This window comes from Streptomyces sp. MNU76 (assembly GCF_020982545.1).
GTDB lineage: Bacteria > Actinomycetota > Actinomycetes > Streptomycetales > Streptomycetaceae > Streptomyces.
The window spans coordinates 572,719-587,155 of record NZ_JAJKLK010000001.1; the positions used below are offsets into that span (position 1 = coordinate 572,719).

Genomic DNA, 14,437 nt, shown 5'->3' on the forward strand with positions numbered 1-14,437 from the left:
TACTCGATCGTGAGCCTCGCCCCTGTCAACCGACTCGACCAGCGAGCGGGACCGGACGGGGAGGGAGATCATCAAATCAGCCTAAACAGGTCTCACGGGTGGGCTAATCCGGCGTCGGTGAAAGGTATTTGTGCGATATGAGGTGATACGTCACGCGGCCGTCGGGGCGGCGTTCCCACACCCCTGGACCGGTGAGCCGTGAAGCCCCAGACCATCTGCCTCTGCATGATCGTCAAGAACGAGGCGCGGGTGATCGAGCGTTGCCTCGCCGCCGTCCGGCCGCTGATCGACACCTGGGTCATCACCGACACCGGCTCCACGGACCGCACACAGGACCTGATCCGCGCGGCGCTGGACGGCATCCCGGGCGAACTGCGCGAGGAGCCCTGGGTCGACTTCGGTCACAACCGGACGCGGAACATTCAACACGCCCGGGGAAAGGCCGACTTCCTGCTCACCGTCGACGCCGACCATGTACTGCGTCAGGACGCGCCGCTGCCCCGGCTCACGGCGACCTCGTACATGCTGCGCTACGACACACCGGGTACCCAGCACCGCTTCAAGCACCTGATGCACGGGGACCGGCTCTGGCGCTACGAAGGGGTCACCCACGAGTACCCGTGCACCGACGGGCCCGATGTCCAGGAGAACCTGGACGCCCTCGTCATCGAGGACCACGCGGACGGCGGCTGCCGCAGCGACAAGTTCGAACGCGACGCGGGTCTGCTCAGACGTGAACTGGAACGCGACCCGACCAACCCCCGCACCGTCTTCTACCTGGCCAACACCGAACGTGACCTCGGCCACGCCCGGCAGGCGATCGACCTGTACCAGCGACGTGCGGCGATGGGCGGCTGGGGCGAGGAGGTCTACTGCTCGCTCCTGGAGGCGGGAATCCTCCGGGCGGACGAGGAAGGGGACTGGCCGGGAGCCATGGACACGTTCTCCCGCGCCTGGGAGTCACGCCCCACAAGGCTCGAAGCCTGCTACGAGCTGGCCTCCCGCCTCCGGCTCCGGCGGCGCCACCACACCGCGCACGCCCTTCTCGTCGACGTCGTCGACCGGCCCGCGCCGGACGACCTGCTCTTCACCAAGCCCTGGGTCTACCGGTGGGGCCTGCTGTTCGAGTTCTCCATCACCGCCCACTGGGTGGGTGACCATGCAGCCGCGCTGGGGGCGTGCGACCGTCTGCTGGCCATGCGGGACCTGCCCGAACGCGTCCGCCGCCAGGTCGAGATCAACCGGGAGTTCTCCGCGCCGCACGCCGCACCGTCGGACCTGTCCGCGGTGGTGCGCCGCCCCAAGGTCGCCCGGGCCGGCAAGCCGGCCGCGAAGTCCGCGAGGGCCTCCGGGCGCAAGCGGTAGCGGGCGCGGGCGGCCACCGAATCCGCAGCGGTGGGAACTCGTTGGTGATGGCTGGATCCGGGCGACACGCTGATGCGTCTACGTCGTCATGGACCTGGAGAAGAGGCCCGCCCAGCAGGCACAGTCGGCGCCCGAGGGGTGTCTCGTCGTCGCGATCCGGATTCCGGTGCGGATCGTGGTGCTCGTGCTGGTCGTGCCCGTGCGCATGGTGTGGGACGCGCTGGTGGCGGGCGGGCGGCTGGTGACGGACACCGTGCTGCGGCCTGCGGGCCGTGCGGCGCTCCGGCTCGGCCGGGTCGTCCTCGTGTGGCCCTGTGTGGCGCTGTGGCGGTACGTCGTCGTGCCGCTCGCCCAGGGGCTCGGATGGCTGGGGTACCGGCTGCTGGTCGTCCCGGCGGTGTGGACGTACCGGTACGTCCTGACGCCCGTGGGGCACGCGATCTCCTGGCTGGTGGCCGGTGTCGGGGCCGGATGCGGCTGGGTCGCCCGCGGTGTCCTGGCCGGGCTCCGGTGGCTGTACCGGTGGACCGTGGTGCCGGTCGGGCGGAGCATGGCCTGGCTGGGCGTCCACCTCCTCGTCGTGCCGGCCGGGTGGCTGTACCGGTACGTGCTGACGCCCGTGGGGCACGCGATCGCACGGGTGGCCATGGGGGCCGTGTGGCTCGTACGGATGATCTTCAACGGACTCTGGCTCGGCGTGTACTGGACGCTGCGTGTGCTGCTGGTGCTGCCCGCGCTCGCCGTGTGGCGCTGGGTGCTCGCGCCCGTCGGACGGTTCCTCGCCGTCGTCGGCCGGGAGATCGGGGAGGCTCTCGGGCACGCGTGGCGGGTGGCCGGGCGGATCTCGCTCGCCGTCGGGCGGTTCCTGGCGAACCTGTTCCGGTGGCTCCTGGTCGAGCCGACCCGGTGGGTGTACCGGACCGTCCTCACACCGGCCGGGCACTTCGTGCGGGACGCGGTGTGGAAGCCGGTCGCGGCGGCCGGCCGGGCCGTGGGCCGCACCACCCGGCAGGCCCTGAGCACCGCCCGCGAGACCGTCCGCCAGGCCCGCGCGAGCGTGCGCTCGGCCCTCTTCGGACAACAGGCGGCACCGAAGCCCGTCCACAGGCGGGAACCGAGGGCCGCCGAGACACGTACTCTTGGTAGCAGTACGACCGCTCTCACGAAGGACTGAACGACACTGGGCAAGCGACAGCCCGAAGGCCCGCCGCCCGCACCCGCGGTGCAGCGCATCCGACTGCGCTACACCAAGCGCGGCCGCCTCCGGTTCACCAGCCACCGTGACTTCCAGCGCGCCTTCGAGCGTGCGCTGCGCCGTGCCGAGGTGCCGATGGCGTACTCGGCGGGGTTCACGCCGCATCCGAAGGTGTCGTACGCCAATGCCGCACCCACCGGCACGGGCAGTGAAGCGGAGTATCTGGAGATCGCGCTCACCGCGGCGCGTGATCCGGAGAAGCTCAGGATCCTGCTCGACGAGTCGCTGCCCCCGGGCCTCGACATCGTCGACGCGGTCGAGGCCCGCACCTCCGGGCTCGCCGACCGGCTCACGGCCTCCGAATGGGAGCTGCGCCTGGACGGCGTGGACCCCGAGGACGCCGCGCGCGCGGTCGAGGCCTTCAAGGCGTCGGACCTCGTCGAGGTCCAGCGCAGGACCAAGAACGGCGTACGGACCTTCGACGCCCGTGCCGCCGTCGTCGACCTCGACAGCCGCGACGGCCATGACGCACGTGATGGACGTGACGCAAGCGCCGGAGCGAACGGTTCTGAGACGGCCGGTCCACAGCCCGCCGCAAGCGTCGGCTCCACCGGAGCGGCCGGCGCCGCGCCCCTTGCTGGGCCGACGGACCAGCCCTGTGCGATACTGCGGCTGGTTGTTCGGCACGTGACGCCTGCCGTACGACCCGACGACGTCCTGTCCGGTCTCCGCGCCGTGGCCGACCTGGCGCCGCCGGTCCCCGCAGCGGTGACCAGGCTGGCGCAGGGGCTTTTCGATGATGAGACCGGCACGGTGACCGACCCGCTCGCGCCCGACCGCGAGGCAGCGCCGGCCCCCTCAACGGCCGAACCCGCTGCCGCCGCGAAGGCGTCGGCGCCGGTAGGCCCCGCGTAGGACGGACGTCGTAGCGCCGCCCTCTGATCCGGGAGCCACCTGGGTCGGGCAGCGCACCGACCACAAGACTTTCGCCAGGCCGTACGCAACATGGCGTACGGAACCGGCGAGACAGGACACAGAGAGCTCCCGTGCGGCGCCCGCGCCCCGGACGGCGGCAGTCGCGTACGACGCGAGCCGCGGACGTCACCGGCCATACCGGACCGGGTGCGGCGCCCGGGAGCCTGACGGGAGAAACGCCCGCATGCCCGAAACGATCGAACCCGCCGAGCCCGCGCAGGGCTCCGACCACAACACGCCGAGCGACACCCTGCCGCCGCGCCGTCGCCGCCGTGCCGCGTCCCGCCCCGCAGGACCGCCGTCCGCCGCCGAAGCGGCCGCGGAGACCACCGCGCCGGCCATACCGGCCGCCGAGTCCGAGGACCTCGCGGCCGTCGAGCCGACCGAGGCGGACGAGACCACCGAGGCCGTCGAGGACGGCGTGACCGGCGAGGACACGCAGGTCACCGAGGCCGAGGAGACGGAAGAGGCCGAGTCCGCCGTCGTCGCCGAGGCGCCCGCCGCCGTCGAGGAGGCCGCGCCCGCCGGGCGTACGCGCCGTCGTGCGACCCGCCGCGCCTCCGCGCCCGCCGGTGCGCCCAAGGACGCCGAGGTCGTCGAAGTCGTCGAGACCGTGGCGCCGGCCGCCTCCGCCGAGGCGACAGCCGAGCCCGCCGTCGTCGCCGAGGCGCCCGCCGTCGTCGAGGAGGCCGCGCCCGCCGGGCGTACGCGCCGTCGCGCCACCCGGCGCGCCTCCGCGCCCACGAGCGCCCCCCAGGCCGCCGAGGAGACCCCCGCCGAGCCCGAGGCCGCCTCCGAGCCCGCCGTCGTCGCCGAGGCGCCCGTCGTCGAGGAGGCCGCGCCGCGCCCGCGCCGTCGTGCCACGCGCCGGGCGTCCGCGCCCGCCGGTGAGCCGAAGGCCGCCGAGATCGTCGAGACTCCGGCGGAGACCGCGGAGACCGCGCCCGCCGCTGTTCAGGAGAGTGCGCCGGTGGAGGCGGCGGCCGAGGAGGCCGCGCCCCGGCGTACCCGTCGGCGTGCCACGCGCCGGGCCGCCGCGCCCGTCGGTGCGCCCGAGGGCGAGTCCGCCGACGACCGCGTGAGCGAGGCCGTGGCCGCCGAGACCGTGCAGGCCCCGGCCGAGCAGGTGCCCGCCGCCGAGGCTGCCCCCGCGACCGCGGTGGCCGAGCCCGAGCCGGTCAAGGCGCCGCGTGCGGCCGCCGAGGCGGAGGCCGAGGACGCGGGTCCGCGTCGGGCCCGTCGTCGGGCCACCCGTAAGGCGGCCGTCGGCTTCTCCGCGCCGGCGGCGCCGGTCGCGGAGGACGCGCCCTCGCGTCCGTCCCGGCCCGCCGTGGCCGTGTTCCAGGCGCCGGTGTTCACCGAGCCGATGTTCCAGACGCCGGAGCGGGCCGCCGCGCAGGCCGCCGCCGAGGCGGAGGCCGAGACCGTGACGGCCGTCACGGCCGAGCCGGCCGAGGTTGCCGAGAGCGCCGGGACCACCGGCCTGGGCGGGTTCGCCGAGGAGGAGTCCACCGGTGGGTCGAGGCGTCGCCGTCGTCGCCGGGGCGAGTCGGCCGAGGCCGAGCAGCCCGCGGCCGCCACCGTGGTGGCCGACGAGCCGGAGGAGTCCGAGGAGAGCGCCGAGGACGCCGCCGAGGGGGACGAGTACGGCGAGGAGGAGTCCACCGGGTCGCGGCGCCGCCGTCGCCGGGGTGGCCGTCGTCGTCGCCGGGGCGAGTCGGCCGAGGCCGAGGACGCCGCCGAGGGCGACGAGCTCGCCGCCGAGCAGGCCGAGCAGGACGCCGAGGACACCGCCGAGCAGCTGGACGAGGACGCCGAGGACGAGGGCGACGAGCGCGAGGAGTCCGGTTCGGGCTCCAGCAGCAGCCGTCGTCGCCGTCGCCGTCGTCGCCGTGCCGGGGACTCCGGCACCGAGGCCGAGGCGGCCTCCGACGACCCCGAGCGGACGGTCGTCAAGGTCCGCGAGCCGCGCGAGCGGCGCGCCAAGGAGACCGAGCCGTCCGACGAGGTGCAGTCCATCAAGGGCTCCACCCGGCTGGAGGCCAAGAAGCAGCGTCGCCGGGAAGGCCGTGAGCAGGGGCGCCGTCGCGTCCCGATCATCACCGAGGCCGAGTTCCTCGCCCGCCGCGAGGCCGTCGAGCGCGTCATGGTCGTCCGCCAGAGCGGCGAGCGCACCCAGATCGGCGTCCTGGAAGACAACGTGCTCGTCGAGCACTACGTCAACAAGGAGCAGTCGACCTCGTACGTCGGCAACGTCTACCTCGGCAAGGTGCAGAACGTGCTGCCGTCGATGGAGGCCGCCTTCATCGACATCGGTAAGGGCCGCAACGCGGTCCTGTACGCCGGTGAGGTCAACTTCGAGGCGCTCGGCATGGCCAACGGGCCGCGCCGGATCGAGTCCGCCCTGAAGTCCGGCCAGTCCGTGCTCGTCCAGGTCACCAAGGATCCGATCGGGCACAAGGGCGCGCGTCTGACCAGCCAGGTCTCCCTGCCGGGTCGCTACCTGGTCTACGTCCCCGAGGGGTCGATGACCGGTATCAGCCGCAAGCTGCCCGACACCGAGCGGGCCCGGCTGAAGACCATCCTCAAGAAGATCGTCCCCGAGGACGCGGGCGTCATCGTGCGCACCGCCGCCGAGGGCGCGAGCGAGGACGAGCTGCGCCGCGACGTCGAGCGACTGCAGGCGCAGTGGGAGGACATCCAGAAGAAGGCCAAGAACGGCAACGCGCCGACGCTGCTGTACGGCGAGCCGGACATGACCGTCCGGGTCGTCCGCGACATCTTCAACGAGGACTTCTCCAAGGTCATCGTGAGCGGCGAGGACGCCTGGGAGACCATCCACGGGTACGTCTCGCACGTCGCGCCCGACCTGGCGGACCGGCTGCAGAAGTGGACCTCCGAGGTCGACGTCTTCGCGACGTACCGCATCGACGAGCAGCTGATGAAGGCGCTGGACCGCAAGGTCTGGCTGCCCAGCGGTGGTTCGCTGGTGATCGACAAGACCGAGGCCATGATCGTGGTCGACGTCAACACCGGTAAGTTCACCGGCCAGGGCGGCAACCTGGAGGAGACGGTCACCAGGAACAACCTGGAGGCGGCCGAGGAGATCGTGCGTCAGCTGCGGCTGCGCGACCTCGGCGGCATCGTCGTCATCGACTTCATCGACATGGTCCTGGAGTCCAACCGGGACCTGGTGCTGCGGCGCCTGTTGGAGTGCCTGGGGCGTGACCGTACGAAGCACCAGGTCGCCGAGGTCACCTCGCTGGGCCTGGTGCAGATGACCCGGAAGCGGGTCGGCCAGGGCCTGCTGGAGTCCTTCTCCGAGACCTGTGTCCACTGCAACGGGCGCGGCGTGATCGTGCACATGGACCAGCCGACCGCTCCCGGCGGTGGCGGCAAGCGGCGTAAGCGCGGGCGTGGCGGTGCCGAGCACGACCACGAGCACGCGTCCGCTCCCGAGGCCGTCGAGCCCGCGGAGTCGGCCGAGCCGGTCGAGACCGAGGCGGCCGCCGAGGTCGCCGCCGAGGTGGCCGAGCCCGTGGCGCTGCCGTCCCCCGAGTTCGAGCCGGACGAGGAGCTGTACAGCAGCGTCGCCGAGGCCGAGGCGGCGGTCGGGCGCGGCCGTTCGCGTCGTCGGGCCACCCGTCGGGCGTCCGCGCCCTCCGGTGCCCCGAAGTCCCGCGAGACCCGTGATTCGCGTGAGTCCCGTGAGGCCGTGGCCGTCACCACCGTCTCCGAGGACCGTGCCCCGAAGTCGCGGGAGGCCGCCGAGGCGGAGCCGGTCGCGGTGGAGGACCCGGTCGTCGAGGCGCCGGCGGCCGAGCCGAGCGCAGAGGAGGCCGCTCCCAAGGGCCGTACGCGTCGTCGGGCGACCCGGAAGGTGTCCGCTCCGGCGGGCGCTCCGGCAGGCGCGGCGGCGGAGGAGACCGTGGTCACGGTGGCGGCCGCCGAGCCGGGGCCGGAGCCCGTGGCCGAGCCGGTCGCCGAGCCCGTGGCCGAGGAGGCCGCGCGGCCCGAGGCGGAGGCCGTCGCCGAGAGCGTGGCTCCGGCCCGTCCGCGTCGTCGTGCCGTGCGCAAGGCGACCGCGCCCACCGCGTCCGAGGAGGCGGCCGTGGTCGTGGTCCCGTCGGCTCCGGCCGAGGACGCGGCCGCGGCCCCGGTCGAGGAGACCGAGACCGAGGCCGAGGCGCCCGCCAAGAAGACGGCGGCGCGCAAGACGGCCAAGAAGGCCACGGCGAAGAAGGCCGCCACGAAGAAGACGGCGGCCGCCAAGAAGACGGTCGCGAAGAAGGCCACGGCCAAGAAGGCGGCCACGAAGAAGTCGGCCGCGAAGAAGACCACGGTGGCCGCCGAGCAGTCCTCGGCCACGGTGACGGCCTCGACCGACGAGAGCTGAGCCCCACGGGGCGGACGTCGATCCGCTCCAACTGGTGCCCCCGCCGGGTGGTTTGACCATCCGGTGGGGGCACCGGTCCGTTCCGGGAGAGCAACTTCACAGCGGGTGGGGAGATTTGCGGAGTTTTGCTCCTCTCCGCGGTCTCACCGGTACCCCCTCCCCCCCTTGAGCACCCTCGGGCGCCTGTAACACTCACGTAGTCGAATTCGCAGTCGTATACGCAGTCGTGAGCGATGGCGTGAGCGCTGTCGTGGTCATACGGGCAGGGCGGGAACGGGGAGGGATCGCATGGCGCGCGTGCGTGTGCGGGGGGCGGTGGCGCTGGCCACCGTGCTGGCGGCGGCCGGTGTGCAGGTGACGGCCGCGGACGTCGCGCGTGCCGCGCCGACCTGGACCGAAGGCCCGCTCTTCAACGACCCGTTGGGCGGTGAGGCCGAGCAACTCGCGATACGCACCCGGCTCATCGAGCTGACGGAGGCCGCGCTCCCCGGCTCCACCATCAAGGTCGCCGTCTACCACGTGTGGGAGGCGACCGTCGTCAACGCGCTCGTGGCCGCCAAGGACCGGGGCGTGCGCGTCCAGGTCCTGCTGGACGAGTCGAGCGTCAGCGACCGCCCCACGAACACCGCGTACGGCAGCCTGGTCGCGGCGCTCGGCACCGACCGGACGAAGGGGTCGTACATAGCGACCTGCGCCGTCGACAGGTCCTGCCTCGGCGATCCGAAGTACGGGCAGTCGATCATGCACAACAAGTTCTGGCTGTTCTCGGCGGTCGAGGGCGCCACCAACGTGGTCGTGCAGACCACGTCGAACTCGACCCCCTCCGCGCACACCAAGTTCTTCAACGACGCGCTGCTGCTGCCGGACAACCCGACGATGTACGACGCGTACGCGGACTACTTCGACACGATGGTGGGCCGGGACTGGGCGGCCTGGGAGTACCGGACCGTCAGCAACGGCCTCTACAAGGCGTACTTCTTCCCCCGGGCCGGCAACACCCGGGCCACCGACACCGTGTACTCGGTGCTGAACAACGTGCAGTGCTCGTACAAGGACAGCGCCGGGGTGGCGCGGAAGACCTGGGTGCGGGTCGCGATCTTCAAGATCACCCGGCTGGCGATCGCCGAGAAACTGGTCGCCCTGAAGAAGGCCGGCTGCAACGTGAGCATCGTGTACGCCGAGTCCGACAGCGCCAAGAGCAGCGGCGGGACCAAGGGGACGTGGGAGAAGATGCACACGTCCGGCGGGCCGACGGTGCGGTGCTACAACGACGACCGGGACCCGCTGAACCCCGGGAAGAAGCTGACCACGCCGTACATCATCCACACCAAGTACATCCTCGTGGACGGCCAGTACGACGGCGTGCGCAACAAGATCAGCTTCACCGGGTCGGGTAACTACACCGGGCCCGCGCTGCGCGAGAACGACGAGGCGATCGTCAAGGTCGACGACGACGCCGTGCACGACATGTACCGGAAGCACTTCGACAAGGTGATCGGCGTCGCCTATCCGGGCAAGGCCGACACCACCGACCTGTGCAAGGGCGTGAAGCCGCTGCCGGCGGACGGCGAGAAGCCCGCCGGGTAGCGGGGGAGGGGCTCGGTTTGACCCCTTCGGGCGCGGCCCCGTAACCTTGACTGTCGGCGTGTCCGTAGGTAGCGACGCGTCACATCCCCGTAAACCTCATTCCTTCCGCGCGCCCGGCGCCGTGGGAGAGGCCGTCCGCGTGTCGGGCGGCTGGACTGCGGGGGTGCCGTTCCGGAGCGAGAGAGTGAGATCCGCGTGTACGCCATCGTGCGCAGCGGTGGTCGCCAGCACAAGGTTGCTGTCGGCGACATCGTTGAGGTTGACAAGATTTCCACCGCCAATGTCGGCGACACGGTCGAGCTCTCGACCCTGCTCGTCGTCGACGGCGACGCCGTGACCAGTGACCCGTGGGTCCTTGCCGGCATCAAGGTCCAGGCCGAGGTCGTGGACCACCACAAGGGGCAGAAGATCGACATTCTGCGCTACAAGAACAAGACCGGCTACCGCCGTCGTCAGGGCCACCGCCAGCAGTACACGGCGATCAAGGTCACTGAGATCCCCGCGGCTGCGAAGTAAGGGACTGAGGAGAGATGGCACACAAGAAGGGCGCATCGTCCACCCGGAACGGTCGCGACTCCAACGCTCAGCGGCTCGGCGTGAAGCGCTTCGGCGGTCAGGTCGTCAACGCCGGTGAGATCCTGGTCCGCCAGCGTGGCACGCACTTCCACCCGGGCTCGGGTGTCGGCCGCGGCAAGGACGACACGCTGTTCGCGCTGAACGCCGGTGCGGTCGAGTTCGGCACCGCCCGTGGCCGCAAGGTCGTGAACATCGTTCCGGTCGGCTGATCGGAAAAGTCTTCGGACAGTCTTTCGCGAGGCGGACCTCACTTCCCGTGCGGGAAGGCGGGTCCGCCTTTCGCGTGTTACCCAATAACTGAACCCGTACCACCCCCGGCCGTCGGCCGGGGGGACCCCCAGGAGGCACCCCACCATGACCACCTTCGTGGACCGCGTCGAACTGCACGTCGCCGCGGGTAACGGAGGCCACGGCTGTGCCTCCGTCCACCGGGAGAAGTTCAAGCCGCTCGGCGGCCCCGACGGCGGCAACGGCGGCCGGGGCGGCGACGTCATCCTGACCGTCGACCAGTCGGTGACGACCCTCCTGGAGTACCACCACTCCCCGCACCGCAAGGCCACCAACGGCAAGCCCGGCGAGGGCGGCAACCGCTCCGGCAAGGACGGACAGGACCTGGTCCTGCCGGTCCCGGACGGCACCGTCGTGCTCGACCGGCAGGGGAACGTCCTGGCCGACCTCGTCGGCCACGGCACCTCCTTCGTCGCCGCGCAGGGCGGCCGGGGCGGCCTCGGCAACGCGGCCCTCGCCTCCGCCCGCCGCAAGGCGCCCGGCTTCGCGCTGCTCGGCGTGCCCGGCGACGCGGGCGACATCGTCCTGGAGCTCAAGACCGTCGCCGACGTGGCGCTGGTCGGCTATCCCAGTGCCGGCAAGTCCTCGCTGATCTCGGTCCTGTCCGCCGCCAAGCCGAAGATCGCTGACTACCCCTTCACGACCCTCGTCCCGAACCTGGGCGTGGTCACCGCCGGCGAGACGGTCTACACGATCGCCGACGTGCCGGGCCTGATCCCCGGCGCCAGTCAGGGCAAGGGCCTCGGGCTCGAATTCCTCCGCCACGTCGAGCGGTGCAGCGTCCTCGTGCACGTGCTCGACACCGCGACGCTCGAGTCGGACCGTGACCCCGTCTCCGACCTCGACATCATCGAGGAGGAGCTGACGCAGTACGGCGGGCTCGGCGACCGGCCCCGGATCGTGGTCCTCAACAAGATCGACGTGCCCGACGGCAAGGATCTCGCCGAGATGGTGCGGCCTGACCTGGAGGCCCGCGGTTACCGGGTCTTCGAGGTGTCCGCCGTCGCCCATACCGGGCTGCGGGAGCTGTCCTTCGCGCTCGCCGACCTCGTCGGCCGGGCGCGTGCCGCGAGGCCCAAGGAAGAGGCGACGCGGATCGTCATCCGGCCCAAGGCCGTCGACGACGCGGGCTTCACGGTCGTGCGCGAGGAGGACGGTCTCTACCGCGTACGGGGCGAGAAGCCGGAGCGCTGGGTGCGGCAGACCGACTTCAACAACGACGAGGCGGTCGGCTATCTCGCCGACCGGCTCAACCGCCTCGGTGTCGAGGAGGAGCTGATGAAGGCGGGCGCCCGCTCCGGCGACGGCGTCGCCATCGGACCCGAGGACAACGCGGTCGTCTTCGACTGGGAGCCGACCGTCATGGCCGGTGCGGAGATGCTGGGGCGGCGTGGTGAGGACCACCGCTTCGAGGCGCCCCGGCCGGCGGTCCAGCGCCGCCGTGACCGGCAGGCGGAGCGGGACGAGCTCCAGAAGGAGTACGACGACTTCGAGCCGTTCTAGGGCTGTCGTCGGGCGCTGCGGCGCCCGGGGTGCCCTCGGCGCCCACCCTCCCCCACTCTCGGCTTCGCTCGAGCGGGAGGTGCCCCCATCGCCCCAGCGGCACGACTGCCCGCGGCCAGGACGAGGACAACGGCGAGCAGCCCCGTAAGGGGCGCGGGGAACTGCGCGAGCAACCACATACCTGCCGCAGTCGCCGCACAAGCTCAGCGCCCGGCCCATGGGGCGGCCCTGGCCGACGTGCACATGACGAAGGGCCCCTGTCCGGTGATGAACCGGACAGGGGCCCTTCGTCGCTGCTGGCCGTCAGGCAAGCGCCTCCGTCGGTTCGCCCTCCGACAGTTCGTCGCTCGACTCCTGCGCCTTCCGGGGCGCCGGAACCTCGTCGGCGAGACGGGAGTCCATGCGGGCGCGACGGTCGTCGGCCTTGGCGCAGAGCGCCTTCACCGCGAGGTCGAAGCGGACCAGCGAGGGCGGGTCCGACGGGCCGAGCAACTGCTCCTTGAGCTCGGCGCGGGCCTGCGCGAAACGGTCCTTCTCAGGGTTGCGCACCGACTCCAGCAGCGCCGGCACCCCGCCCGCCTTGGGCGTCAGCACGACACCCGCCGAGACCGTCGGGAACGCCGCCCGGAACGCCACCTCAGGCAGCCCGGACGTGTTGGCGACCGAGTACGGCTTCTCGCTCGACAGCCAGTCGGAGACCACCGACGAGACATCGCTGATCAGCAGGTCCGACGCGTTGAAGCAGGCGAAGATCGCGGGCCGCGCCTCGGTGATGATCCGGTGCTCCCACTCCGGGAAGGACGCCCAGTACGCCTTCTCCCAGGCCAGCGTCGCCTCGGCGATGGCCGCCTCACGGTCCCCGCTCGGCGTGCCCTGCAGCAGCATCCGCTCCATCTCGTCCGCGCTGGACCGGAACGACGTCGAGGTCAGCTTGTCCAACTCGGCCGTACGGCGAGCGAGTTCGGTGGCGGCCTCGGTGCCGGGGCGAGCCCCGGACCGCTTGCTGTTGGCCTCCCGGATCATCGCCATGATCCGCTCGTTCGCGGCACCCGCGCGCGGGTCGACCGAGCCGGTCATCGGGTGCGGCTTGTACAGCAGCCGGACCTTGTCGTCGGCGAGGAGCTGCCGGACGATGTTCTCGCCGGCCAGGACCACGGACGTGTTGCCGGGGTTGCCGTCCCAGCCTTCCCAGGTGGGGGCGTAGAGGACGGTGGTGTACGTGCCGGTCGGCGGGCCCGCGTACGGGCGGATCGGCGCCAGCTGCGGGCGGCCGACCTCGACGATGTCCTTGTCCTCCACGCCGACCTCGGCGAGCGCGTACCGCTCGCGCGCCGCGGGACCGGCGACCCACACCTCGTCGTACGCCTTGGCGTACGGGTTGCAGGAGGAGAGCTTGTCGCTCTCGCCGTGGTTGATGAAGGCGTGCTTGATCGTGGGGATGCGCAGCACCTGGGAGGTCTTCGCGGCGTTGGCCGGGTGCAGCATCATCTTCAGCGTCGAGTTCTCCAGGGAGAACATCGTCGAGACCTTCGGGAAGCAGACGACCGGGACGTTCGTCGCGTCGATCTTCTGCACCATGAAGCGTTCACGCAGCACGATCAGCGGCTTCTCCAGCTGGGAGAGCGTGGAGAGCCACATGTTCGCCTGGTAGGCCGACGTCGTACCGCCGGAGAAGTACATCGCGGTGGTCGGCCGGTAGTCGGCGAGCCACCGGTCCAGCCACTCCATGACCTGCTGCTCGCTCTTCGCGCGCTTCTTCGGCAGCAGCCAGGTCGCGAGGTGGGCGGTGCCCAGGACGAGCAGGGCGAGCCCGGTGCCGACGCCGGCGAAGCCCCAGAGGGCGTCCTGCGTGGCCGCGGTGAGCATCAGGCCGGCCGTGACGGGCAGCGAGAAGGTCAGCAGCCGGTGGGCCTGGCGGCGGGCCAGGATGCGCGGCGGGGCGGCCGTCAGACGCAGCTCGGATGCGTCGATGTTGCGGGTGACGATCGGCAGGGTCCGGGTGCGGCGGACCAGCACCGAGACGGCCTGGCAGGCGAAGTGCAGCGCGTAGAAGGCGATCAGGGCGACCAGGAGGGGCGCCTGCTCGCGCAGCGGATCGATGCCGTCGATGCGCAGCAGACCCACCAGGATCAGCATGTCGCGCAGCAGCTGGCGCACCAGCGCGTCGAAGCGGACCTTGCTCAGCAGTGCGAGCAGTCCGGGATCCCGGTACTGGAGGAACGTGTCCAGGAGGAGGCCCGCCGCGCCGGCGGCGACGAACACCGGGATGTTCGGCAGTAGCGCGGAGACGATCTGGGCCGTGAAGAGCGCGAACATCGCGAACAGCGCTGACAGCTGCGCGATGCGGCGGGGTGCGAGGCCTGCGGAGGGCACGGGCTGGGCTCCTGCGGAGGGTGCGACGGACGAAGGGGGGAAGGTGAGTCTTGGGGGTGGCCTGAGGAGGCCGATCCCTGACCGTATGACCTAGGGAGGCCGAGGAGCAATCTCCCGCGAGGGCAATAGCCGCTAGTCGGGCAAAACGCTTGGAACCTTGAGTGACGTCACACCATCTC

9 protein-coding genes are annotated in these 14,437 nt (G+C 71.7%); 8 read left to right on the forward strand and 1 reads right to left on the reverse strand.

Going from position 1 to position 14,437, the window contains the following annotated elements:
- Nucleotides 1–225 precede the first annotated feature (225 nt).
- The 8 genes from E4N62_RS02505 to obgE all read left to right on the forward strand — a co-directional run bounded on the left by E4N62_RS02505 (nucleotide 226) and on the right by obgE (nucleotide 11,885).
- Nucleotides 226–1,365, forward strand: a complete 1,140-nt coding sequence (locus tag E4N62_RS02505; protein ID WP_230211726.1) for a glycosyltransferase — start codon at nucleotides 226–228, stop codon at nucleotides 1,363–1,365.
- 88 nt (nucleotides 1,366–1,453) lie between these two features.
- Nucleotides 1,454–2,539: a hypothetical protein gene (locus E4N62_RS02510; protein ID WP_230211727.1), complete on the forward strand. Its 1,086-nt coding sequence runs from the start codon at nucleotides 1,454–1,456 to the stop codon at nucleotides 2,537–2,539.
- A 48-nt stretch (nucleotides 2,540–2,587) separates the two neighbouring features.
- Entirely contained in the window at nucleotides 2,588–3,475 is an 888-nt protein-coding gene (locus E4N62_RS02515) for a TIGR03936 family radical SAM-associated protein (protein WP_230211728.1), read from the forward strand.
- A gap of 244 nt (nucleotides 3,476–3,719) precedes the next feature.
- Nucleotides 3,720–7,931 carry an Rne/Rng family ribonuclease gene (locus E4N62_RS02520; RefSeq protein ID WP_230211729.1) on the forward strand — a complete coding sequence of 1,404 codons (4,212 nt, stop codon included), beginning with the start codon at nucleotides 3,720–3,722 and terminating at the stop codon, nucleotides 7,929–7,931.
- Nucleotides 7,932–8,219: 288 nt separating this feature from the next.
- Nucleotides 8,220–9,518, forward strand: a complete 1,299-nt coding sequence (locus E4N62_RS02525) for a phospholipase D-like domain-containing protein (protein WP_230211730.1) — start codon at nucleotides 8,220–8,222, stop codon at nucleotides 9,516–9,518.
- Between the two features lie 195 nt (nucleotides 9,519–9,713).
- A complete protein-coding gene (gene rplU / locus E4N62_RS02530) occupies nucleotides 9,714–10,034 on the forward strand; it encodes a 50S ribosomal protein L21 (RefSeq protein ID WP_033525816.1) in 321 nt (106 codons plus the stop codon).
- Between the two features lie 14 nt (nucleotides 10,035–10,048).
- Nucleotides 10,049–10,303: a 50S ribosomal protein L27 gene (gene rpmA / locus E4N62_RS02535; protein WP_033525817.1), complete on the forward strand. Its 255-nt coding sequence runs from the start codon at nucleotides 10,049–10,051 to the stop codon at nucleotides 10,301–10,303.
- 145 nt (nucleotides 10,304–10,448) lie between these two features.
- Nucleotides 10,449–11,885, forward strand: coding sequence for a GTPase ObgE (gene obgE / locus E4N62_RS02540; protein WP_184894136.1), 1,437 nt, complete (start codon nucleotides 10,449–10,451; stop codon nucleotides 11,883–11,885).
- 303 nt (nucleotides 11,886–12,188) lie between these two features.
- Here the strand turns inward: obgE and E4N62_RS02545 are convergent, their stop codons facing one another.
- Nucleotides 12,189–14,258: a hypothetical protein gene (locus tag E4N62_RS02545; protein ID WP_230211731.1), complete on the reverse strand. Its 2,070-nt coding sequence runs from the start codon at nucleotides 14,256–14,258 to the stop codon at nucleotides 12,189–12,191.
- Nucleotides 14,259–14,437: the final 179 nt, after the last annotated feature.